The organism is uncultured Microbulbifer sp., assembly GCF_913055755.1.
In the GTDB taxonomy this organism is placed as follows: Bacteria; Pseudomonadota; Gammaproteobacteria; order Pseudomonadales; family Cellvibrionaceae; genus Microbulbifer.
Window position 1 is genome coordinate 1 of sequence record NZ_CAJXKH010000068.1, and the last position, 21,645, is coordinate 21,645.

General features: G+C 59.1%; 17 protein-coding genes. 2 read left to right on the plus strand and 15 right to left on the minus strand.

What is annotated here, in order from left to right; genetic code table 11:
• The 3 genes from pdhA to QZ511_RS11900 all read right to left on the minus strand — a co-directional run.
• The coding region (gene pdhA, locus QZ511_RS11890; protein ID WP_295802623.1) for a pyruvate dehydrogenase (acetyl-transferring) E1 component subunit alpha at window positions 1-1,063 on the minus strand (1,063 nt) is incomplete at its 3' end.
• Window positions 1,064-1,497: 434 nt separating this feature from the next.
• Entirely contained in the window at window positions 1,498-2,859 is a 1,362-nt protein-coding gene (gene glmU / locus QZ511_RS11895; protein ID WP_295802624.1) for a bifunctional UDP-N-acetylglucosamine diphosphorylase/glucosamine-1-phosphate N-acetyltransferase GlmU, read from the minus strand.
• 75 nt (window positions 2,860-2,934) lie between these two features.
• The gene (locus QZ511_RS11900) at window positions 2,935-3,747 is read right to left on the minus strand and encodes a formate/nitrite transporter family protein (protein WP_295802626.1); all 813 of its coding nucleotides are present in this window, start codon (window positions 3,745-3,747) and stop codon (window positions 2,935-2,937) included.
• A 284-nt stretch (window positions 3,748-4,031) separates the two neighbouring features.
• Between QZ511_RS11900 and QZ511_RS11905 the strand changes: the two genes are divergently transcribed.
• A complete protein-coding gene (locus QZ511_RS11905) occupies window positions 4,032-7,361 on the plus strand; it encodes an amidohydrolase family protein (RefSeq protein WP_295802628.1) in 3,330 nt (1,109 codons plus the stop codon).
• A gap of 325 nt (window positions 7,362-7,686) precedes the next feature.
• Window positions 7,687-8,784 (plus strand): class I SAM-dependent methyltransferase, encoded by a 1,098-nt coding sequence (locus tag QZ511_RS11910; protein ID WP_295802630.1) that lies wholly within the window; start codon window positions 7,687-7,689, stop codon window positions 8,782-8,784.
• A 4-nt stretch (window positions 8,785-8,788) separates the two neighbouring features.
• Here the strand turns inward: QZ511_RS11910 and QZ511_RS11915 are convergent, their stop codons facing one another.
• The 12 genes from QZ511_RS11915 to atpB all read right to left on the minus strand — a co-directional run.
• Window positions 8,789-10,117, minus strand: coding sequence for a hypothetical protein (locus QZ511_RS11915; protein WP_295802632.1), 1,329 nt, complete (start codon window positions 10,115-10,117; stop codon window positions 8,789-8,791).
• A 178-nt stretch (window positions 10,118-10,295) separates the two neighbouring features.
• A complete protein-coding gene (locus QZ511_RS11920) occupies window positions 10,296-11,297 on the minus strand; it encodes a patatin-like phospholipase family protein (protein WP_295802634.1) in 1,002 nt (333 codons plus the stop codon).
• A 141-nt stretch (window positions 11,298-11,438) separates the two neighbouring features.
• Window positions 11,439-13,892, minus strand: a complete 2,454-nt coding sequence (locus QZ511_RS11925; RefSeq protein ID WP_295802636.1) for a hypothetical protein — start codon at window positions 13,890-13,892, stop codon at window positions 11,439-11,441.
• Complete coding sequence (locus QZ511_RS11930; RefSeq protein WP_295802638.1) at window positions 13,892-14,497, minus strand: hypothetical protein; 606 nt, start codon at window positions 14,495-14,497, stop codon at window positions 13,892-13,894. Before QZ511_RS11930 ends, QZ511_RS11925 begins: the two co-directional genes overlap by 1 nt.
• Window positions 14,498-14,878: 381 nt before the next feature.
• A complete protein-coding gene (locus QZ511_RS11935) occupies window positions 14,879-15,298 on the minus strand; it encodes a F0F1 ATP synthase subunit epsilon (protein WP_295802640.1) in 420 nt (139 codons plus the stop codon).
• Between the two features lie 202 nt (window positions 15,299-15,500).
• The gene (gene atpD, locus QZ511_RS11940) at window positions 15,501-16,898 is read right to left on the minus strand and encodes a F0F1 ATP synthase subunit beta (protein WP_295802641.1); all 1,398 of its coding nucleotides are present in this window, start codon (window positions 16,896-16,898) and stop codon (window positions 15,501-15,503) included.
• A gap of 44 nt (window positions 16,899-16,942) precedes the next feature.
• Window positions 16,943-17,800 (minus strand): F0F1 ATP synthase subunit gamma, encoded by an 858-nt coding sequence (atpG, locus tag QZ511_RS11945; protein ID WP_295802642.1) that lies wholly within the window; start codon window positions 17,798-17,800, stop codon window positions 16,943-16,945.
• 63 nt (window positions 17,801-17,863) lie between these two features.
• A complete protein-coding gene (gene atpA / locus QZ511_RS11950; protein ID WP_295802644.1) occupies window positions 17,864-19,408 on the minus strand; it encodes a F0F1 ATP synthase subunit alpha in 1,545 nt (514 codons plus the stop codon).
• A 51-nt stretch (window positions 19,409-19,459) separates the two neighbouring features.
• Window positions 19,460-19,996 (minus strand): F0F1 ATP synthase subunit delta, encoded by a 537-nt coding sequence (locus QZ511_RS11955; protein ID WP_295802645.1) that lies wholly within the window; start codon window positions 19,994-19,996, stop codon window positions 19,460-19,462.
• An 11-nt stretch (window positions 19,997-20,007) separates the two neighbouring features.
• A complete protein-coding gene (locus tag QZ511_RS11960; RefSeq protein WP_295802647.1) occupies window positions 20,008-20,478 on the minus strand; it encodes a F0F1 ATP synthase subunit B in 471 nt (156 codons plus the stop codon).
• 54 nt (window positions 20,479-20,532) lie between these two features.
• Window positions 20,533-20,781 (minus strand): F0F1 ATP synthase subunit C, encoded by a 249-nt coding sequence (gene atpE, locus QZ511_RS11965; RefSeq protein ID WP_010131056.1) that lies wholly within the window; start codon window positions 20,779-20,781, stop codon window positions 20,533-20,535.
• Between the two features lie 108 nt (window positions 20,782-20,889).
• A partial coding sequence (gene atpB / locus QZ511_RS11970) for a F0F1 ATP synthase subunit A (protein WP_295802651.1) occupies window positions 20,890-21,645 on the minus strand: 756 nt, incomplete at its 5' end.

The following is a 21,645-nucleotide window of genomic DNA, read 5'->3' on the forward strand; positions in this document are numbered from 1 at the left end:
GTTCGTAGAGTGCCTCCGGAAGCTGCCCGGACAGATGGTCAAAAATGGCGGTAGCCGGTTCCGGCGTGCGGGACTCGTATCGGTTCAGCGCTGCTTCCATCACCTGCGCCAGCTCGCGCTCCATATCCTGTTGCTGCGCGTCACTCCACAGGTCCTGCGTGCGCAAATAGCTTTCGAGCCGCCGGATTGGCTCCCACTGCCAGGCGTGCTCCAGCTCCGCACCACTGCGGTAGCGGCTGGCATCGTCGGCGGTGGTGTGGTCGCACAGGCGATAGCTCATGGCCTCGATCAGCGCCGCACCCTCACCATTGCGGGCGCGCTTTATGGCATCGCGCGCTGCCCAGTGCACCGCAATCACGTCGTTACCATCCACCTGCAGTGCGGGGATGCCGGCGGCGATGGCCTTCTGCGCGATGGTCGCGGTGGCGGTCTGCGCCGCCCGCGGCACCGAGATGGCCCACTGGTTGTTGTTGATCACGAACACCACTGGCAGTTTCCACACCCCGGCGAGGTTGATCGCCTCGTAGAAGTCCCCCTTGGAGGTGGCACCATCGCCCGCACTCGCCACCGCCACCTGCAGCGGTTCGCCGTGTTGCTGGTGGCGGTAGTTCAGCGCAAATGCCACGCCGGCGGCGTGCAGTAACTGGGTGGCGATGGGCACGCAGATGGGGAGGTCGTGGGGGGCGTGTTTGAAGTGCTGGCCGCGCTCGTCGCCGGCCCAGTTGGCAAGGATCTCCTCGATCAGTACTCCCCGCTCGAGAAAGGCACCGGTTTCGCGGTAATAGGGGCAGTAGACGTCTTCCTTGAGCATGGCACTGCCGATGCCGACGCCAATGGCCTCCTGGCCGAGGCTGGAGGGGTAGGTACCCATACGCCCGGTTCGCTGCATTTTCACCGCACGATCGTCGACCATCCGCGCAAGATGCATCTGGCGGTAGCTGTTGGTTAACCAGTCGGGTGTTGCAAAATCCGGCAGCGGCTGTGTGGCCTCACCGGCTTTATCCAGAAACTGCAGTCGGGCGATATCGAAGGAGGCCTGCAATTGCAGGCGGGGTTTCTGCATCGGCGTGGGGTCCCTTGGGTTCCGATGCTCGTAGTGTAGTCCGGGAATTCTTGGTGATAGTTGATTATGGGGTCCGTTCTATTTCGGTGCTGTGGCGGCAAATCACCGGGTATTTATTTTCGAAACCGCTGTGAATACATCCCTGTACGCTGCGTCGGCGACGTCCCTGTCGCCGACGCTTTCGAAAATAAATACCCGGCACTTTGCCTTCAACTCAGCCATTTCACTCCGTTAGCTCAACAAGAGTGTTGCCTCTTGAGCTCCAGAGGTAGAGCTGAAGGTGGAGCGCTGGGTAAAGGTTTTCAGGATCGTCGCAAACAGGATGTTTGCGCCGAAGCGCCCAGGGACGGGTTCACAGCGGTCCTGAAAACCTTTACCCAGTGATCCGCCGCCACGGGTCCAGTTTCATCGCCCCATCTCCAGGACCACGAAATTCAGCTTTTCTTGGTAGGTCGCTGCCATCCAGCGATATTGCGCTGCTTGCCACGGGCCACAGCCAGTTCGTCAGCACTCACTTCGCGAGTGATAGTGGAGCCGGCACCCACGGTTGCACCGGCGCCAATTTCTACCGGGGCCACCAGCGCGGAGTTGGAACCGATAAAGGCACCGTCGCCGATGTTGGTCTTGAACTTGTTCACCCCATCGTAATTACAGGTAATGGTGCCGGCGCCGATATTCACGTTTTCACCCACTTCGGCATCACCGATATAGGACAGGTGATTCACCTTGCTGCCGACACCAATCCTGGCCTTCTTGGTTTCCACGAAATTGCCCACCTTGGCACCCTTCGCCAGTTCGGTCCCCGGGCGCAGGCGCGCAAATGGTCCGATGCTGCAGGCCTCACCGACCGTGGCATCCTCGATGATGGAGTTGGCGTCCACCACTGTGCCCGCCGCCAGCTCGCAGTTTTTCAGCACGCAGTTGGGCCCGATCTGTACCCCGGCGCCCAGTTTCACGCTGCCCTCGAACACGCAATTGATATCGATCGCCACATCCGTGTCGCACTCGAGAGTACCGCGGATATCGATACGGGCGGGGTCGAGCAGGGTCACGCCGGCATTCATCAGCGCCAGTGCGCGACTGTGCTGCAGGGCGCGCTCCATTTGTGCCTGCTGGGCACGGCTGTTGACCCCGGCCACTTCCAGCGGATCGCTGGCGCGCACGCCGGTGACGGCGATTTCCTCGCTCACGGAGCGCGCGATCACGTCGGTCAGGTAGTACTCGCCCTGGGCGTTGTCGTTGGACAGCTGCGGCAGCCACTTCGCCAGCAGGTCGCCGGGGGCGGCGAGGATGCCGGTGTTCACCTCGCGGATCGCCAGGGTGTCGGCATCGGCGTCTTTTTCTTCCACAATCGCCAGCACGCGACCGGACTCGTCGCGCACGATGCGGCCGTAGCCGGCTGGATTCGCCATCTCTACCGACAACAGCGCGGGGCCCTTGTCGGAGGCGGAAAGCAGGGACTGCAGGGTGCCAGCTTTGACCAGCGGCACGTCGCCGTAGAGCACCAGCACTGTGGCGCCGGGGCGGAAGTTCGGAATCGCCTGGGCCACCGCGTGCCCGGTGCCCAGCTGCTCGGTCTGTTCCACAAATGCCACTTCGCTGTCGGCAAAGCGCTCCCGTACCAGCTCCGCACCGTGGCCGATCACCACGGTGATCTTTACATCCCCCAGCTGCTGCGCCGCCTCGATTACCCGACCCAGCATCGGCACGCCGCCGATGGGATGGAGAACCTTGGGCAGGTCGGAGCGCATGCGGGTGCCTTTGCCGGCGGCGAGGATGACGACGTCGATGGTCATAAGAATTCCGATATCCGATGAAAAACGCCGGCAATTGTGGCGATACCCGGCCCAGACCTCAAGGTGGCCGCGACTTTAATCCCGGCCGCTGATCACATAACTGTATTTCAGTAACCCGACAAAAACTGAACCGCCAATCGTGTTTCCGAGGGTGGCAATGGCGAGGAACTTCAGCGCGGCGAACCCGCCGACAGTGCCGCTGCCATCAATCAAAGCACAGAAAACCCCCACCGCGCCGGCGATACAGTGGGCCAGGCCGCCAAGACCGATTACAAATGTGATCAGCGCCACCACTGCCATACGGCTGATGGTCTCGGTGGATGACGCAACCATCCAGCCCAGCAACCCCATCAGCCAGCCGGCAAAAATAGCCCCCAGCAACTGGCCGCCGCCGTTGTCCGCCAGCAGTTTTTCACCGTAGTAAGTAAACACTTGCGCATCCAGGCGTTCGGTCATGGCCACAAACTGCACAAAAATCCCGCTGAAGCACAGAGCGCCCAGCAAGTTGCCGCAGTAAATCAACCCCCACACCCGCATAAGACTGGCGAAGGACTGGCGGCCGTCCAATACCGGCAGAATCGCCAGGGTGGTATGTTCGGTAAACAGGTCGGAGCGGCCGATGATCACCATCAGGAAGCCGATGGGGTAACTGAGCGCCATCAACAGGTACATGGCCTGGCTAGAAATGACACTGTGGAAATGGCTGTAGAAAGCGGCGACCAGAAACAGGCTGAAGCCGATTTCGAGCCCCGCGGCCAGCGAAGACAGGAACAGGGAGCGGTTGTTGCGCCGGTACTCGTGGAGACTTTCCTGCATCTGTTCCTGCAGGATTTCGCTATCGCTTTTGGGGCGGTCCGATTCCGCGGAGTTGGCTTCGTCCTGGGACATGCTGCCGGCCATATGAAAGAGAAAACTGATTAAAGTCTAGCCACAGCAGCCAACCCGGATGCACCCGTGTGCTTCCGGTGCTTTCATCCGCCGTTCCCCCGCTTTACAGATAAATATTCCACCGGCACCCGATAGCCCGAACTTTCTCCCATTCAACGCAGATCCATTGCCTTTTACCGACAGTCGATTAATTTGGGCTGGATGTCAGTTTTTTGACCAGGATGCCGCCACCCGCAGACGGTGCCGAAAAGCAATAAATACTCCAGCAACCCGGGAGCCAAAACATGTTCGAAAAGACCAAGGCCAGCAAGCTCGCACGCCTGATCGGTAGTGCCGGCTTCGCCCTGGCGCTGCCCTTCGCCGCGCAGGCGGAAGAGGCGGCCAAAGACGCCGACAAATGGGATGTGAACAAACCGCCCTACGAGTTTAAATCCATCCCCCTGGACACCCGGGAAACCACCTGGAGCAACCTGGATATCAGCCCCGATGGCAAAACCCTCATTTTCGACATGCTGGGTGATATCTATGAAATGCCGGTAACCGGCGGCGAAGCGACGGCGATCACCAACGAAATCGCATGGAATACCCAGCCCCGCTTCAGCCCCGACGGGAAGTCCATCGTGTTCGTGAGCGACCGCGACGGCGCCGACAATATCTGGGTCATGGACCGCAACGGCGGCAACCTGCGCCAGCTGACCACCGAGAAGGAAAACCTGGTGCACGGACCGAGCTTCAGCCCGGACGGCCAGTACCTGGTGGCGCGCAAGGGATTTATGTCCGGCCGCAGCATTTCCGCCGGCGAGATCTGGATGTACCACTACGGCGGCGGTGAGGGGCGCCAGATCAAGGCGCGCATCGGCGGCGACATCGCACAGAAGAATATCTCCGATGCGGTGTTCTCCGCGGACGGCCGCTATATCTACTACACCATCGACACCACTCCGGGCACCGTGTGGGAGTACAACAAGAACTCCACCCAGCAGCTGTTTGCGATCAACCGCTACGACCTGCAGGACGGCAAGGAGGAGACCTTCGTCTCCGGCCCTGGCGGCTCCATCGCGCCGATGCCGTCGCCGGACGGCAAGCAGCTGGCGTTTGTCCGCCGCCAGGACTTCAGCACCTCGCTGTTCGTGAAGGACCTGACCACCGGCCTGGAAAAACCGGTTTATTCTGGTCTCGAGCGCGACCTGCAGGAAACCTTCGGCTCCCATGGCAACTATGTGCAGTACGAGTGGATGCCCGATGGCAAGTCGCTGATCGTGTGGAGCAAGGGCAAGTTCCTGCGTATCGCCGCCGACGGCAGCAGTCTGGACAATGGCGCGCGGGAAATCGTCGCGCACATTAAGACCGAGAAGAAGGTCGCCGGTGCGGTGCGCTTCCCGGTGGACGTGGCGCCGGAGCAGTTTGATGTAAAGATGATCCGCTGGGCGCAGAAGTCCCCCAACGGTGAACAGATCGCCTTCCAGGCCCTGGGCAAGATCTACATCCAGGACGTAAAAAGTGGCGAACGTCGGCGCCTTACCCGCCAGGATGAGCATTTCGAGTTCTATCCCAGCTGGTCCCGTGACGGCAGGCAGATCACCTACGTGACCTGGGACGATGAGAAGCTCGGCCAGGTGCGCGTGGTTTCCGCCCGCAGCGGCCGCGGCAACAACATCACCCGCGAACCGGGCCTGTATGTGGAGCCCAGCTTCTCACCGGATGGGGAAACCGTGGCCTTCCGCCGCTTTACCGGCGGTTACCTGCTGAGCCCGGAATACTCTCTCGAGCCCGGCATTTACCTCGCGGACGCCGATGGCGACTGGCAGCGCCGCATCGCCAAGTCCGGCTACGAGCCGCACTTCGGCGCCGACAGCGACCGCATCTATTTCTCCGAATATGTGTACGGCGACGGCGGCAAGCGCGTGTTCAAGAGCGTCGACAGCAACGGCAAGGACGAGCGCGAGCACCTGCACGGTGCCGAAATTACCTCCTTCCGCCTGTCCCCGGACGGTCGCTGGGTGGCCTTTACCCAGGACTTCAGGGCCTATGCCGCGCCGTTCATGCACACCGGCAAGTCCGAATCCATCGGCCCCAAGGCGACTGCGGTCAAGGTCACCCAGGTATCCAAGCGCGCCGGTGAAAACCTGCACTGGTCTGCGGACAGCAAAACCCTGGGCTGGGCCCACGGTCCCAGACTGTACGAGCGCCAGTTGAAAGACGCCTTCAGCTTTGTCGCCGGCGCCCCGCAACAACTGCCGGAACCGGTAAGCGAGGGTATCGATCTCGGCTTCAAACAGGCATTCGCCAACAGCGACAAGCTCATCGCGCTGACCGGCGGCACCGTGGTGACCATGCGTGAGGCGGAGCGCCAGCAGGAAATCATCGACAACGGCGTGGTGCTGTTCCGCGGCAATCGCATCGTTGCGGTTGGCGCCGCCAGTGCAGTGAAAATCCCGGCTGGTACCCAGCGTATCGACGTCACCGGCAAGACCGTACTGCCGGGCCTGGTGGACGCCCACGCCCACGGTGCCCAGGGCCGCGAGGAGATCATCCCGCAGCAGAACTGGAATCTGTTCTCCAGCCTGGCGTTCGGGGTCACCACCATTCACGACCCTTCCAACGACAGCAGCGAGATCTTCTCCGCCGCGGAAATGCAGAAGGCCGGCCTGATCACGGGGCCGCGCATCTTCTCCACCGGTACCATCCTCTACGGCGCCAAGGGCCCCGGCTACAAGGCCAAGATCAACAGCCTGGAAGACGCCGAGTTCCACGTCGGCCGTATGAAAGAGATGGGCGCGATTTCCGTGAAGAGTTACCAGCAGCCCAGAAGAGAGCAGCGCCAGCAAGTGCTCGAAGCCGGGCGCAAACTTGGGCTGATGGTGGTGCCCGAGGGCGGTGGCAAGTACCAGCACAACATGAACATGATCGTGGACGGCCACACCGGGCTCGAGCACTCGCTGCCGATCGCCAACATCTACTCCGATGTGAAACAGCTGTGGGGCCAGACCAATGTCGGTTATACGCCCACCTTTGTGGTGGCCTACGGCGGTCTCAGCGGTGAGTATTACTGGTACGACCGCACCGATGTGTGGAAGGATGAACGCCTGACCCGGTTTACCCCGGACTTTATCGTCAACCCGCGCTCCATCCGTCGCGAAACGGCGCCCGATCATCACTACAACCACTTCAATGTTGCCAACCACGCCAAGCAACTGCGCGACAGGGGTGTCACCGTGCATATTGGTGCCCACGGCCAGCGCGAGGGCCTAGGCGCCCACTGGGAACTGTGGATGATGGAGCAGGGGGGCTTCACCCCGTGGCAGGCGTTCCGCGCCGGTACCATCGACGGCGCCCGCTATCTGGGTATGGACCGGGACATCGGCAGCCTGGAAGCGGGCAAGCTGGCGGACATCATCGTGGTGGACGGCAACCCGCTGGAAAACCTGCGCCTGTCCGAGAACGTGAAGTACACCGTGATCAACGGCAAGGTATTCGACGCGGCCACCATGAATGCGGTGGACGGCGACGAGCGCCTGGCATTCTTCCACGAGCGCCTGCCGGTGAGCGCGATGCCAACACCGACCGCGGAAGCGATTCAGGAAAAGCAGCAGCGTCACCACTGGGTGCACTGACCCCTTCAGCAACCCGTCGTCGACGGAGATCCCGACAAAAACCCGCGAAATTTCGCGGGTTTTTTTATTGGTCGTCGGTGCACTACTCACTATCCAGGCGGGTTTTTTCACATCTTGTCGCAGCTCGGCTGTCGCACCCAGCCTCATTCAACAGGTGCCCCTGCTCTAGTTGTTGATTCAACTGCCTTTTTGCGCCCGCAACCGGGAAATGGATAGGGGTGTGGTTTACGCTCAAAAGTTATCGACGGCCACCGGGCGCACTGTAGCTCCGGTGTCTTCGCTGCTGTTCCCGCCCTGACTATCCCAATAAAAAGGACATCCCATCATGGAAGCGCTCACTCCAGAGGTTGAACCCGAAAGCAACACAGCTGTAGTCGATTTCAAAAAAGTAGAAGAATTTGCCGGGCGCATGCTCGGCGACCTGGCCGCCGCCAGCGCCCACGCCCTGGTCTACGTCGGCGACCAGCTGGGGCTGTTCAAAGCCCTTGCCAAAGCCCCGGCCACTGCCGAACAACTGGCACAGCGCCTGGAGCTGGACGCCCGCTATGTGCGGGAGTGGGCCAGCGGGCTGGCCGCCATCGGCTATTTCGATTACGACCCGGTCAAAAAAACCTTCATCCTGCCGGCGGAAAGGGCAGCGGTACTGGCGGATGAAAACTCCCCGGCCTTTATGGCCGCGGCAAGCTCGGTGATCCGCACCATGTACCACTCGGCAGACGACATCGCCAAAGTCTTCCGCACCGGTGGCGGCTTCGGCTGGCATCAGCACCACCGGTGCCTGTTTCGCGGTACCGAACGGTTTTTCCGCCCCGGTTACAACACCTTCCTGGTGGATGACTGGCTGAAACAACTGCCGGGGATTACAGAGCAATTGGAAAAGGGGGGCAGAGTGCTCGACGTGGGCTGCGGTCACGGCGCTTCCACCATCATCATGGCGCAGGCCTTTCCCAACTCGCATTTTATCGGCGTCGACAATCACCCCGGATCCATCGACGCGGCGCGCGCGGCGGCGGAAACGGCCGGGGTATCCGACCGGGTGGAGTTCCAGGTCGCCAACGCCCGCTCGTTGCCGGAGGGGCCCTATGACCTGATCTGTTATTTTGACTGCCTGCACGACATGGGCGATCCGGTAGGCGCAGCCAGGGCCGCGCACGGAAAGCTGAAACCCGAAGGCAGTGTGCTGCTGGTAGAACCGCTGGCCGAAGATGCGCTGGAAGACAATTTCAATCCGCTCGGCGCCATGTTTTACGCCGGTTCCACCTTCCTGTGTACGCCCTGTTCAAAATCCCAGGAGATCGGACTGGCACTGGGCGCCCAGGCGGGCCCCGCCAGACTCACAGGGGTGTTGGAAGGCGCCGGTTTCAGCCGCGTGCGGGTGGCGACCCGCTCCATGGCCAATCTGATCTTCGAGGCCAAGCCTTGAAACCCTAGATGCCAGCTGGAGTCTGACCGAGCAGGTGGTGTGCCTTTTCCCGCAATGGTGTTGAGTGGGACCAGGCCACCACCCGTTCGAGGTATTCCCGCGCCAGTTCCGGCTTGCCGATGTCGGCGAGATAGAAACCGATGGTAGCGTTCAGCCCCAGGTGGTGCGGCGTCTCCTGGTGTGCCGCCATCATCACCTGCAGGGTCTGCGCCTGTGCGCCTTTCAGCCGGTACGCCTGCCACAGGCTTCGATATCCCGGCAGGTAGGCGGGATGTTGTTGCACTGCAAGCCGGCCATATTTGACCGTCGCAGCATAAGCCTCCTCATCCCAGCCGCTATTGCCAACAGCGGCCTGCAGTCGCTGCAGGTACCACTGGGCAACCTTGGCCGCGGTGTAGGGGCTGGGCAACCCCTGGGTCTCGATTTCCTCCAGAACCTGTATGCCGAATTTTCGATTTCCCTGTGCGCTCTTCAGCAGTGCGAGCGACATCTGCAATGGATGCCACCCCGGTGCGTAACCTTCGCCCTGCTTGAGATATCGCTCGGCCAGCGCCGGGTCGCCAACATCCTGTGCCCGTTCCGCGAGCAGGAAGAGACTTTCGTTGTCCGACAGATGGCGCCGGGGAATCGAGAAATCATAGGGCGGCACCTGGTAGCGATAACCGTAAATCTCGGATTGCATATAGCGCTCCAGCGCGCGCTGCATTTCCCCGATGGGCATGCCGAAATAGAACTCAAACACCGCCTGCGGTTCCTCCCCTGCTGCCACCGCATTCAGGTAGTTATTGGTGGCTTCGCGGTAATCCGGCTGGCCGCTGTTGACGCCCAGTTGCAGAAAGTGGGTCAACAACCAGGCACTGGCGTAGTAGTTGTTCCAGTAGCGCTTGCTGTCATTCCCCGGCGCCGGGTTCAGCAACTCGGTGATGGTGAGCGGTCGTTCGTTTTCATCCAGCCAGGCACCCAGCCGCCAGTCCGGCACTCCGCCGATCACCACCTCACTCTGACGCACATCCGCGCTGGCCAGCAGTTCTGCAAAACCTTCGGAATACCAGCGGGGATAGCGCAATGCGCTGTGCTCGCGCATCAGGTGGTGCACATACTCGTGAAAGATCAGACCGGAACCGGAGATGCCGTGCCCGTCACTGCGGGCAAAGATGAGCGGGCCCTCCCAGGTCTCCCGGTAAAAACCCGCGATTTTGTCGTCGCCGGAAAACCGGCGGAATTCCTGCGCGTTTTTAAACAGATACACCCGCAACCTGCGGTTTTCCGGCCCCTGGGGGAGCCCGGTGAAGGAGAGCGCTGCACTGCGGAAGCGCTCCAGCTCACGCATCATTGCGCTGACCCGCTCCCGGGGTGCATCCGAAAAAACAGAAAAGTTTCTGGAGGTATATTCGTACCAATCCGAAGCGTTTGCGGCTGGAACCACGAGAAACGACAGCAGCAGTGCAAAAAATCGAATCAAACGTGCCATTGAATACGAGGACTCCAACAAATTCTGATCTGAAAAACCGCTAGTGGTTCCGGGCCATATCTTCGATCCACGTCCGCAGTCGCCGCGCCTCTACCTCCCCGGCGTCCACCGCCTCGGCGGCGCGCGAAAACTCCATGCCGCCGATGTGTCCCACCTTGGGCATGATCAGTACATCCGGCGGCGAGCCCACCATGCGCGCACGCTTGTGGCGGCGCTCCAGTATGTCCATCGCCTGCGACATGGTGTCCAGCATACCCGGAGCGGCAACCCGGTTTCTGCTGCGAAATGCGCCAAACTGCACCAGCTGCTCCTTGCCCTGTTCCAGCAACCGGCTGAGGGTAACGGAAGTGCTGTCCTGTGCCACTGATTCCGCCTCGGCACGGGTTTTGGCCAACCGGGTATCCACTTCATCCGGATCCGGGTGGGCATTTTTACTCACTACCGTCTGTACCTGCTTTTGCTGCTGGTTTAGCAGGGGGGCACCGTCTTCGGTGACGTCCACCGCGATGACACAGGTCGCCCCCATGGCACGGCACACATCCACCGGCACCGGGTTGACCACCGCGCCATCCACTAGCCAGCGGCCCGCAAGGGATTTGGCAGACAGCAGACCGGGAATGGAGCTGGAGGCGCTGACCGCATCCTGCAGGTCGCCTTCCCGCAGCCAGATTTCCTGACCGCTATGCAGGTCCGTCGCCACCGCTGTAAACGGGATCGGCAGGTCTTCGATATTGGTATATTTGAAGTCTTCGAAAAACGCGCGGAAGGGCTTCTTGCCTCCGAGGATGCCGCCACTCAGGGTCCAGTTTATGTCGAGCAGGGAAAACACTTTCCAGTTGTCCAGCAGCCGTACCCACTCCTCGAGCCGTTCGAGTTCTCCGGCCGCATAGGCCGCGCCGACAAAAGCCCCCATGGAAGTACCGGCAATCACATGCGGATGGATGCCCATGTCGTCGAGAAATTTCAGCACGCCGATATGGGCAAACCCCTTCGCCGCACCACTGCCGAGGGCCAGACCAATTACGGGTTCGTTTGAATTCACTTGCGCCACTCCAGTGCGATTACGTCATGCAGAGCGGCAAGCAAACCATAGCAAGTAAAAAAATGCAGCCGGTAGCCGGGTTTTCAGCGCAAAAAAAAAGCCCGCCGGGTAGGCGGGCTTTTCTTTGGTCGAAAGAGAGGATTAATCGTTCAGGTGAGCGCAGCGACCAAACTCCGCACCTGCTTTCACTTCAGCGATCAGCTGCTTGGGGAAGCTGACCTCACGATCCTGTCCGTTTTTACAAACGAAGGCAGAATTCATGTCGATATCGAAGGTAATGGTGGCGCCGGCCAGGTTACCCATCATCTCCGAGCCGTTGCCACTCAGCGCCAGCGGGTTATCCACCGGGAACTGGGAAGCTTCGACCACGCCCTGCTTGGCGAAGAAGTCGCGGGTGTTGATCCAGCCGATGCCGTCCAGGTACACGCCGCCGACAATGCCGGTGAAGAAAGAGCCGGCACGACCGACGATAACACTGCCATCGTCATTCATATCGGTGGGCATGACCGGAATCGGACCGGCAATGCTCTGCACCACTTCCGGGCCATACAGGGGATTGGTACACAGGTTGCCAAGGAAGAAATGGTTGTAATCCAGGTCTTCACACCAGGTCATACCGCCGATGTCTTCGATGGCATCGGTCTTGGTGTTCCACAGTTTTACACCGGTGGGTGTGTCGAGAGCGACAATGCTGCCGTCACGTGTCATCGCCGTGCCGTTCGCGGCACCAAACTCGGTGTAGAGGTCACGGAACTGACCATTTACCCAAGCGATCTGCTTGTAAGTGCTGGAACCAGTAATGACTTCGCCATTGCCGGAAACGCGGTCGGCGCGCACCCACTGCACGTTGCCCGGCAGGTCGTAAGGCAGCTCTTCAACATTGCCATGTTTATCCCACTTTACAGGGACCATCTCGTGGGCACCGCTTTTGTTGCACACACCATTGCCATCGATGTCCTTGTAACCAAGGCCAACCATGACTTCACCGGTGTCATCCATATCCCAGACCGCGGCGCTCTGTCTACCGCTCTCACCGTCACCGCCACAGGTATTGCCGTTCAGGTCCTGCATCGCGGTCAGATGATTGCTGGCCAGATCCCACATCGCCGGCTCGCGGATACCGTTGTTATCCAGGTCCGCAACGATCACCGCCTTGGTGGCATTTTTGTTCATCTGGCCGCCATTGGTACGCACATCGACGTCCGGGTGCAGAGCGTAGGACTTCTGTACCGCATCGTAGACAAATGGAATACCGTTACCTACGGTACCGAATGCTTTTTTACCATTCTTGGCGAGATCGGTAACAAAGGCCTGTACCAGCGGGGTGTACTGGATACCATCGTGGTAGCCGTTGAAGTACATGTCGGTCTGCTTGGTCTCACCGGCCTGCACGGTAATTGGGGTAAAGTTACAGGCGCGATCTTCCCCGGGATTAGTACTCTCACCGTCGTTCCAATATTCGGCTTCAGAGACGATGGAAGTTGGCGAAGTCGGGTAGCCACCGGCCTTAATTGTGTCGGTGTACAGGACGTAACGCGCACCCGGCTGCAGCCCGTTGATGGTAAAGGAGCCATCCGGGCCGACCTTGCCCTGGGTCAGGTTACCGCTCTGCTGGGTGATCACATCGTACATCGGGTTGTCGATGTTGCGCGCCACCATGTTGATACCGGAATACTCGCTCACGCCATCTTTCAGATAGAGCTTACCGGTGATCGAGCCATACTGGGTCTTGTATGCCTCAGTGGGGTAAAGGTCAGAGATATTGACGATGTCGTCGCGCACACTGATTTTGGACTGCTGGCGACCCTGCTCACCGCGCACATTGATGAACGGGAACATGGTTTCAATGGTGTCCGCGGCCGGAGCCACCGAACCATTGAACAAGTTCGCACTGTCACAGCCTGGCACTCCGTCGTAGTACTGACGGTATCCAGAAGCCATGTAACTGAAGTGACCGTTCGCCTGCGAGTGCGACATGTTCATTGCGTGGCCAAACTCGTGGGTGAATACACCGGCAACCATTTCGCCGTTGGTATCCTTGTGATCCACGAACCAACCATTCATCAATGCGGTCGCTTCGGTAATTTCGCCGGTTTCTTCGTCAGCCCACTCGGGGAACGCGATGCCCAGCACCTGGTTTTTCTGCACACCGAAGTACTGCTCAAGAATTTCGCCGTCGGTATCGTAGTTCACCCAGAAACCGTAGCCATTTTCCTTCGCGTAGATTTCACCCACGTTGGTTTCATTGACGTCGGCGATGCCGGTCTGCTCTTCAATGGTGCCCTGAATGGACATGCTCAGGGTGGCGGTGTCGACGTTGGACCATTCCGCGACCGCGTGTGCGGTGACCGCATTGGCCTGCTCGATGGTCAAGAACACACTGCCGTCATAATCGACAGTAAATGCCGGCGCCTCACCACCATCCTTCGTCGGGGTCATCGGGCCGCCATCGGTGTATACCGGAATATCACCCTTGGACGTATCCCACTTGTAAGGCTGCATTGTCGGTTCGTGCACATACAGCGGGCCACCAGCCTGTGCGCCTGCGGAGACGAGCGCCAACGCCATCGCGATATTGAGCTTTTTCATTTTCATTATTTGCTCTCCTCAACCAGCTTGCCTACGTAGCCCATGAAAGCCGCAGAGTTCACGGCACCGGGGTTGGTAATCATGTTCTGCTCTTCGTCGGACATGTTGGACGTGTCCATGCCCTCGAACAGACCATGGTTGTTGAAGCCATTGATTACCTGATTGTTGCTGACCAAGAATTTGCCCTGGGCCATGCCGGTGGTGGTCTGGAAGCCAGTCAGGCCGGCTTTTTTGTACATGAAGGCAACAACCTGCTCGCCTTCGTGCCACCTGGCGAAACCGTCTGGTGTCACACCCAGGTAGACCTTGCCGTTACCCATGGAGCGCGGCTTGATCAAACCAAACTGACGGAAGGTGTATTCACTTTCGTCTTTAATCTTGCCCTTGGCATCGCTGCCGACACGGATAGTGACTTCGGTATAGGGGGCATTGTTCTGAAAACCGTCGGTAACTTTGATTACCTGCCCCATGATGATGCTTTCCGAAGCGGTGACCAGTTCTTCCAGGTTCTGGCTTTTGAGTTTCATGGCGTGCGCCGAGACGGAGAGCAGGGCTGCTGCCGTCAGCGTCGCCAGTAGGGAAATGCGCGAGAAAATTTTCCCGATTGGCATGGGTACCTCCTAACAAAGTTATTTTTATTTCTGAGCAACACAACAGGTTCCGTTGCGTCGCCAGGTCATCCAATAGATCACAAGTGGTTTTGCCAGAAAGTAACGTTGTGTAACAAGAACAGGTAAGGCAGCTTTGGTCATTTACACCCGCTGCAAATCGTGAGTTCAATAATGACGGGGGGTGCAGGGGAGAGAGGAGGCTTGGCGGGTTCGCTGGACCGTCAGTCAGGCACACATGGTGGAAAAAGCAGATTTAACTTTTGCGACGGTAATCGCAAAAAGATTGTGCCCCGGCGGGAGGCTTTGTTGCGACTTTCAGACTCCCAGAATCAAAAAAAGCAGCCGAAGCTGCTTTTTTTGATTCCGGCATGACGGCGGAAATTATTTGCCGGCCGCCCTGCGGATCGCCTGCAGGGTACGCAGGCGCGCTTCGGCTTCTGCCAGCTGCGCGGAGATGCGGGTGTAGTCGATATCCGCCGGGGCGCCGCGCAGGGCGTGTTCCGCCTCTTCACGCGCCTTTTTGGCTGCATCTTCGTCGATTTCGCGTTCGGCGACATCGGCGAGGACGGTGATGATATTCGGCTGGATTTCGACATAGCCACCGCTCAGGAACAGCACCTCTTCATCACCACTGTCCTTGATGATGCGTACCGGACCCGGCTTGATCGCGGTCAGCAGTGGCGCGTGACCATAGGAGATACCAATCTCCCCTTCGACGCCGCTGACAATTACCATCTTCACCAGACCGGAGAAGAGGGACTCCTCTGCGCTAACAATGTCGCAATGTACTGTCATAGCCATAAGGCTACCTCATTCTCAGCTGTTTGCCTTGTGGCGTCCCCCAAAATCTACCGCGCGTCTGCCTGGCGGCGTCCGGTAGTGCTCGGCTGCTCATGTATGTGTATACACTCCGCTGCCTGCGCTCCGGCGGCCACCGCCAGCCAGCCGCTCGCGACGATTTTGAGCGAGCCATGGACCCTGACAAATCAGGGTTCCACATACCTTACTTCTTGTTGGCTTTCTCTACGGCTTCGTCGATGGTGCCGACCATGTAGAACGCCTGTTCCGGCATGTGGTCGTAATCACCATTGAGGATGCCCTGGAAACCGCGAATGGTTTCTTTCAGAGACACGTATTTGCCCGGTGCACCGGTAAATACTTCCGCTACGTGGAACGGCTGGGACAGGAAGCGCTCGATCTTACGCGCGCGGGCTACGATCTGCTTGTCTTCCTCAGACAGCTCGTCCATACCCAGGATCGCGATGATGTCCTTCAGCTCCTTGTAGCGCTGCAGAACCGACTGCACGCCGCGGGCACATTCGTAGTGCTCCTGGCCAATTACCAGCGGGTCCAGCTGGCGAGAGGTGGAGTCGAGCGGGTCTACCGCCGGGTAGATACCCTTGGCGGCGATGTCACGGCTCAGTACTACGGTGGAGTCCAGGTGCGCGAAGGTGGTCGCCGGAGACGGGTCAGTCAAGTCATCCGCCGGTACGTATACCGCCTGGATGGAGGTAATGGAGCCGGTCTTGGTGGAGGTAATACGCTCCTGCAGCACGCCCATCTCTTCCGCCAGGGTCGGCTGGTAACCTACCGCAGACGGCATACGGCCGAGCAGTGCGGATACTTCGGTACCGGCCAGGGTGTAGCGGTAGATGTTGTCGACGAACAGCAGTACGTCACGACCTTCGTCACGGAACTTTTCCGCCATGGTCAGGCCGGTCAGAGCTACACGCAGACGGTTGCCGGGCGGCTCATTCATCTGGCCGTAAACCATCGCTACCTTGGACTTGGAAAACTCTTCGACGTTTACAACGCCGGCTTCCTGCATCTCGTGGTAGAAGTCGTTACCTTCACGGGTACGCTCACCCACACCCGCGAACACGGACAGACCGCTGTGCTCGGTGGCAATGTTGTTGATGAGCTCCATCATGTTTACGGTTTTACCTACACCGGCACCACCGAACAGACCAACCTTACCACCCTTGGCGAACGGACATACCAGGTCGATTACCTTGATGCCGGTCTCCAGCAATTCAGTGGAGCTTGCCTGATCTTCATAGCTAGGCGCTGCGCGGTGAATGGAGGCGCGCTCCTTCTCACCAATGGGACCACACTCGTCGATGGGGTTACCCAGAACGTCCATGATGCGGCCGAGGGTCTCGACACCCACCGGTACGGAAACCGGTGCGCCGGTGTTCTTCACCGCCATGCTGCGGCGAACACCTTCAGAAGAACCCATGGCGATTGCGCGTACCACGCCGTCACCCAGCTGCTGCTGCACTTCCATGGTGAGGTTCTTTTCCTCACACACCAGTGCATCGTATACATTCGGTACGGCGTCGCGCGGGAATTCCACGTCGATGACCGCGCCGATAACTTGCACAATTTGCCCGTTACTCATTTCCCGATCCTCAAAGTTCAAATCTTTCTGCGGTTGACCCGGGGTCACACCGCGGCGGCGCCGCCAACAATCTCAGACAGCTCTTGCGTGATCGCTGCCTGGCGCGCCTTGTTGTAAACCAGCTGCAGTGCGTCAATCAGCTCACCGGCGTTGTCGGTGGCGCTCTTCATCGCAATCATTCGTGCAGCCTGTTCACAGGCCTTGTTTTCCACTACCGCCTGGTAAACCTGGGATCTGATGTAGTTCACCAGCAGACCGTCCAGCAGTTCCACTGCCTCCGGTTCATACAGGTAATCCCAGGTATGCCGCTGCTCGTCTTCGTCCTTTTTCAGGGGCAGCAGCTGCTGGATTTGCGGCTTCTGGGTCATGGTGTTCACGAATTCGTTGGACACCAGGTAGAGACGGTCGATCTCGCCGGCAGCGAGACGGTCCACCATTACCTTGACCGGGCCGCGCAGCTTGCTGGCTTCGGGGTTGTCACCCACATCGCGCAGCGCGGCGACCACGTTGCCACCAATGTTTTTGAAGAAGCTGACCGCCTTGTTGCCGATTGCGCAGATATCCACGCCCACACCCTGTTTGTCCCAGGAGTGCATCTCGCGGATGACCGACTTGAATACGTTGATATTCAGGCCGCCGCAGAGTCCTCGGTCGGTGGATACCAGGATGTAACCCACACGCTTGACTTCACGCTCCTGCAGGTAGATAGGCTGGTATTCCGCCGAGGCATTGGCGACGTGGCCAAGCACCGCGCGAATGCGGCTTGCGTAAGGGCGCCCCAGTGCCATGCGATCCTGAGCCTTGCGCATCTTGCTCGCCGCAACCATTTCCATGGCCGAGGTGATCTTCTGCGTGCTCTTGATGCTGGCAATTTTTGTGCGTACTTCTTTTCCGCCTGCCATAGTGATTTACCTTGTTCGCTCGCGTTGTTCCGCCCCGCTCAAAAAGAGCAGGGCAGAAGCGTATTACCAGCTACCGGTAGCGACGAATTTCTCGATCGCCGCCTTGAAGGCGCTATCGATTTCGTCGTTGTAGTCACCGGTGCTGTTTACTTTCGCCATCAGCTCTGCGTGTTCGCTATTCATGTAAGCGAGCAGGGCGGATTCGAAGTCCAGCACTTTGGCAACTTCCACGTCTTTCAGGTAACCCTTGTCCGCGGCGTAAACGGAAACAGCCATCTCGGCGATAGACAGCGGAGAGTACTGCTTCTGCTTCATCAGCTCGGTAACGCGCTCACCGTGGTCCAGCTGGGCCTTGGTGGCTTCGTCCAGGTCGGAGGCAAACTGGGAGAAGGCCGCCAGCTCGCGGTACTGCGCCAGTGCGGTACGAATACCACCGGACAGTTTCTTCACAACCTTGGTCTGCGCGGAACCACCCACACGGGATACCGAGATACCCGGGTTGATCGCCGGGCGCACACCGGAGTTGAACAGGTCGGTTTCCAGGAATATCTGACCATCGGTAATGGAAATTACGTTGGTCGGTACGAATGCGGAAACGTCGCCAGCCTGGGTTTCGATAATCGGCAGCGCGGTCAGAGAGCCGGTTTTGCCTTTCACTTCACCGTTGGTGAACTTCTCTACGTACTCGGCGTTAACACGCGCGGCGCGCTCCAGCAGACGGGAGTGCAAGTAGAAAACGTCACCGGGGTAGGCTTCACGGCCCGGGGGACGCTTCAGCAGCAGGGAGATCTGACGGTAGGCCCAGGCCTGCTTGGTCAGGTCATCGTAAATAATCAGGGCGTCTTCACCGCGGTCGCGGAAGTATTCGCCCATGGAGCAGCCCACGTACGGAGCGAGGAACTGCATCGCGGCCGGGTCGGCAGCGCCGGCGGCAACCACGATGGTGTGATCCATTGCGCCGTGCTCTTCCAGCTTGCGTACCACGTTGGCGATCGAAGACTGCTTCTGGCCGATCGCTACGTAGATACACTTAATGCCGGAACCTTTCTGGTTGATGATCGCATCGATCGCCACCGCGGTCTTACCGATCTGGCGGTCGCCGATGATCAGCTCGCGCTGGCCGCGGCCGATCGGGATCATGGTATCTACCGCTTTCAGACCGGTCTGTACCGGCTGATCAACGGACTGACGGGCGATTACGCCGGGCGCAACCTTTTCAACCGCGTCGGTCAGTTTGGTGTTCAGCGGACCCTTGCCGTCAATCGGGTTACCCAGGGCGTCAACCACGCGGCCCAGCAGCTCCGGACCAACCGGAGTTTCCAGAATGCGGCCGGTACAGCGGCACTTCTGGCCTTCCGCCAGGGACTTGTAGTCACCCAATACGATGGCACCAACGGAATCGCGCTCCAGGTTCAGCGCCATACCGGTGACGCCACCCTCGAACTCGATCATCTCACCGAACATCACGTCGGCCAGGCCGTGGATGCGGATGATACCGTCGGATACGGAAACAATGGTGCCCTCGTTCTGGGCCTCGGTGCTCACATCGAGATTGTCGATGCGGCTCTTGATAATTTCACTGATCTCAGAGGGATTCAGTTGCTGCATGCTCTGTTCCTCGAATTCCCGGCAGCGGCTACCGCCTGCCGGGAAAGTAATTTAGGAGTTCATCGCCTCGGCGAGTTTGGCCAGCCGACCGCGCACGGAACCATCGATTACCGTGTCGCCAGCGCGAATGATCGCGCCACCCAGCATGTTTTCATCCACCGCATTGTGCAGCTGCACCTCGCGGGAAAACTTCTTGCTGAGAGCCGTGGTGAGACGCTGGGACTGTTCTTCGCTGAGCGGGCGGGCAGAAATGACTTCCACTTCCAGAGTGGCTTCCGCTTCGGCCTTCAGGATTTCGAACAGTTCGGAAATTTCCGGCAGCAGCGGCAGGCGGTGGTTTTCCGCCAGCAGCTTGATGAAGTTCTGCTTGGGTGCATCAAAGTCATCACCGCAAACAGACAGGAATTTTTCCGCGCGCACTTCACTGGTCAGCTGCGGGTTGTCCAGCAGCTCGCCAATTTTTTTGTTCTGGCTGACCGCCGCCGCGGTTACCAACGCAGCGCTCCAACCGGTAAGGTCGGAGGCTTGCTGTGCGCTGGCAAAAGCCGCTTTCGCGTAGGGTCGGGCCAGGGTGCTGAGTTCCGACATGGGTTCCTCGCTTACAGCTCGGCTGCCAGTTTCTCAATCAGGTCATCGTGCGCCTTGGCGTCGATGTTGACGGAGAGGATTTTCTCGGCGCCGGCAACGGACAGGGCGGCAACACGCGAGCGAAGCTGTTCTTTCGCACGGTTCACTTCCTGTTCGATTTCCGCCTGGGCGGCAGCTTTCAGGCGATCGCCTTCACTGCGCGCGGCCTCTTTGGCTTCGTCAACGATCTGGTTGGCACGCTTGTTCGCGCCATCGATGATTTCCGCAGCCTGGGCCTTGGCTTGTTTCAGTTGCTCGGCAGCTTTTTGCTTCGCCAGTTCAAGGTCTTTCTCTGCGCGCTCGGCTTCCTGCAGACCGGTAGCAATTTTCTGCTCACGTTCCTGCATTACACCCAGCAGGGCCGGCCAGACAAACTTCCAGCAGAACCATACAAAGGCGAGAAAGGTGATCGACTGGCCGATCAGAGTCAGGTTGATATTCACACCGACACCTCTTGCTCTTTCAAAAGTGGATTAAAGGGCAATTGGAACGGGGAATTAACCAGCCAGACCAGGAGCAACCGCGAAAATCAGGTACATAGCGATACCAACACCGATCATCGGTACGGCGTCGAGCAGACCAGCCATCAGGAACATCTTGCCCTGCAGAGCGGGAGCCTGTTCCGGCTGGCGTGCAGAACCTTCCAGCAGTTTGCCACCCAGGGTGCCGAAACCGATAGCAGTACCCAGTGCGCCCAGACCGATCAGCAGTGCAGCAGCTACGTATACCAGACCTAATGCTTCCATTGTTTTCTCCAAAGTAAAGTTACGAGTTGTTGAAGTTGAAAGTGAGTGAAAAAAGTCAGTAAACCGACAAATCTTTGTCTACCCCCTGTTACAGGGGGCGGCACGACCTTAGTGGTCGTGCGCGTGATCCTCTTCCCGGTCGTGCGCCATGGCCATGTACACGGTGGTCAGCACCATGAACACGAATGCCTGCAGGGTGATCACCAGGATGTGGAAAATGGCCCAGCCCATCTGCAGGAAGGCGGCGCCAATAAAGCCCAGAACGCCCACACCGAACACGATGGCAATAAGAATGAAGATCATCTCGCCGGCGTAGAGGTTTCCGAACAGACGCAGGCCAAGAGACACCGGCTTGGCGATCAGGGAAACCGCTTCCAGCAGGAAGTTGAACGGGATCAGGAAAATATCGATGTACCACTTGCCGGAGTGGAAGGGGTGCAGGGTCAGCTCTTTGATAAAGCCGAGCGCACCTTTTTCCTTGATACTGAAGAAAATCATCAGCGCGAATACGGCCAGCGCCATACCGAGGGTGGCGTTCAGGTCGGTGGTGGGGACCACTTTGAAGTAGACGTGATGCGGGTCGGCACCGGTCACGGCAGAAGTACCGTGCGCAAAGGCCAGCGGCAGCCAGTCGACCGGGATCAGGTCCATCAGGTTCATCAGGAATACCCACACAAAAATGGTCAGCGCCATCGGTGCGACCATGCTGTTGCGGTGGGGGAAGGTGTCTTTTACGGTTTTGTCGATAAAGTCGACAATGACTTCCACAAAGCTCTGGAAGCCGGAGGGAACGCCGGCTGTCGCTTTCTTCGCGGCGCGCGCGAACAGGAAGCAGAAGACCAGACCGAGGCCGATGGACCAACC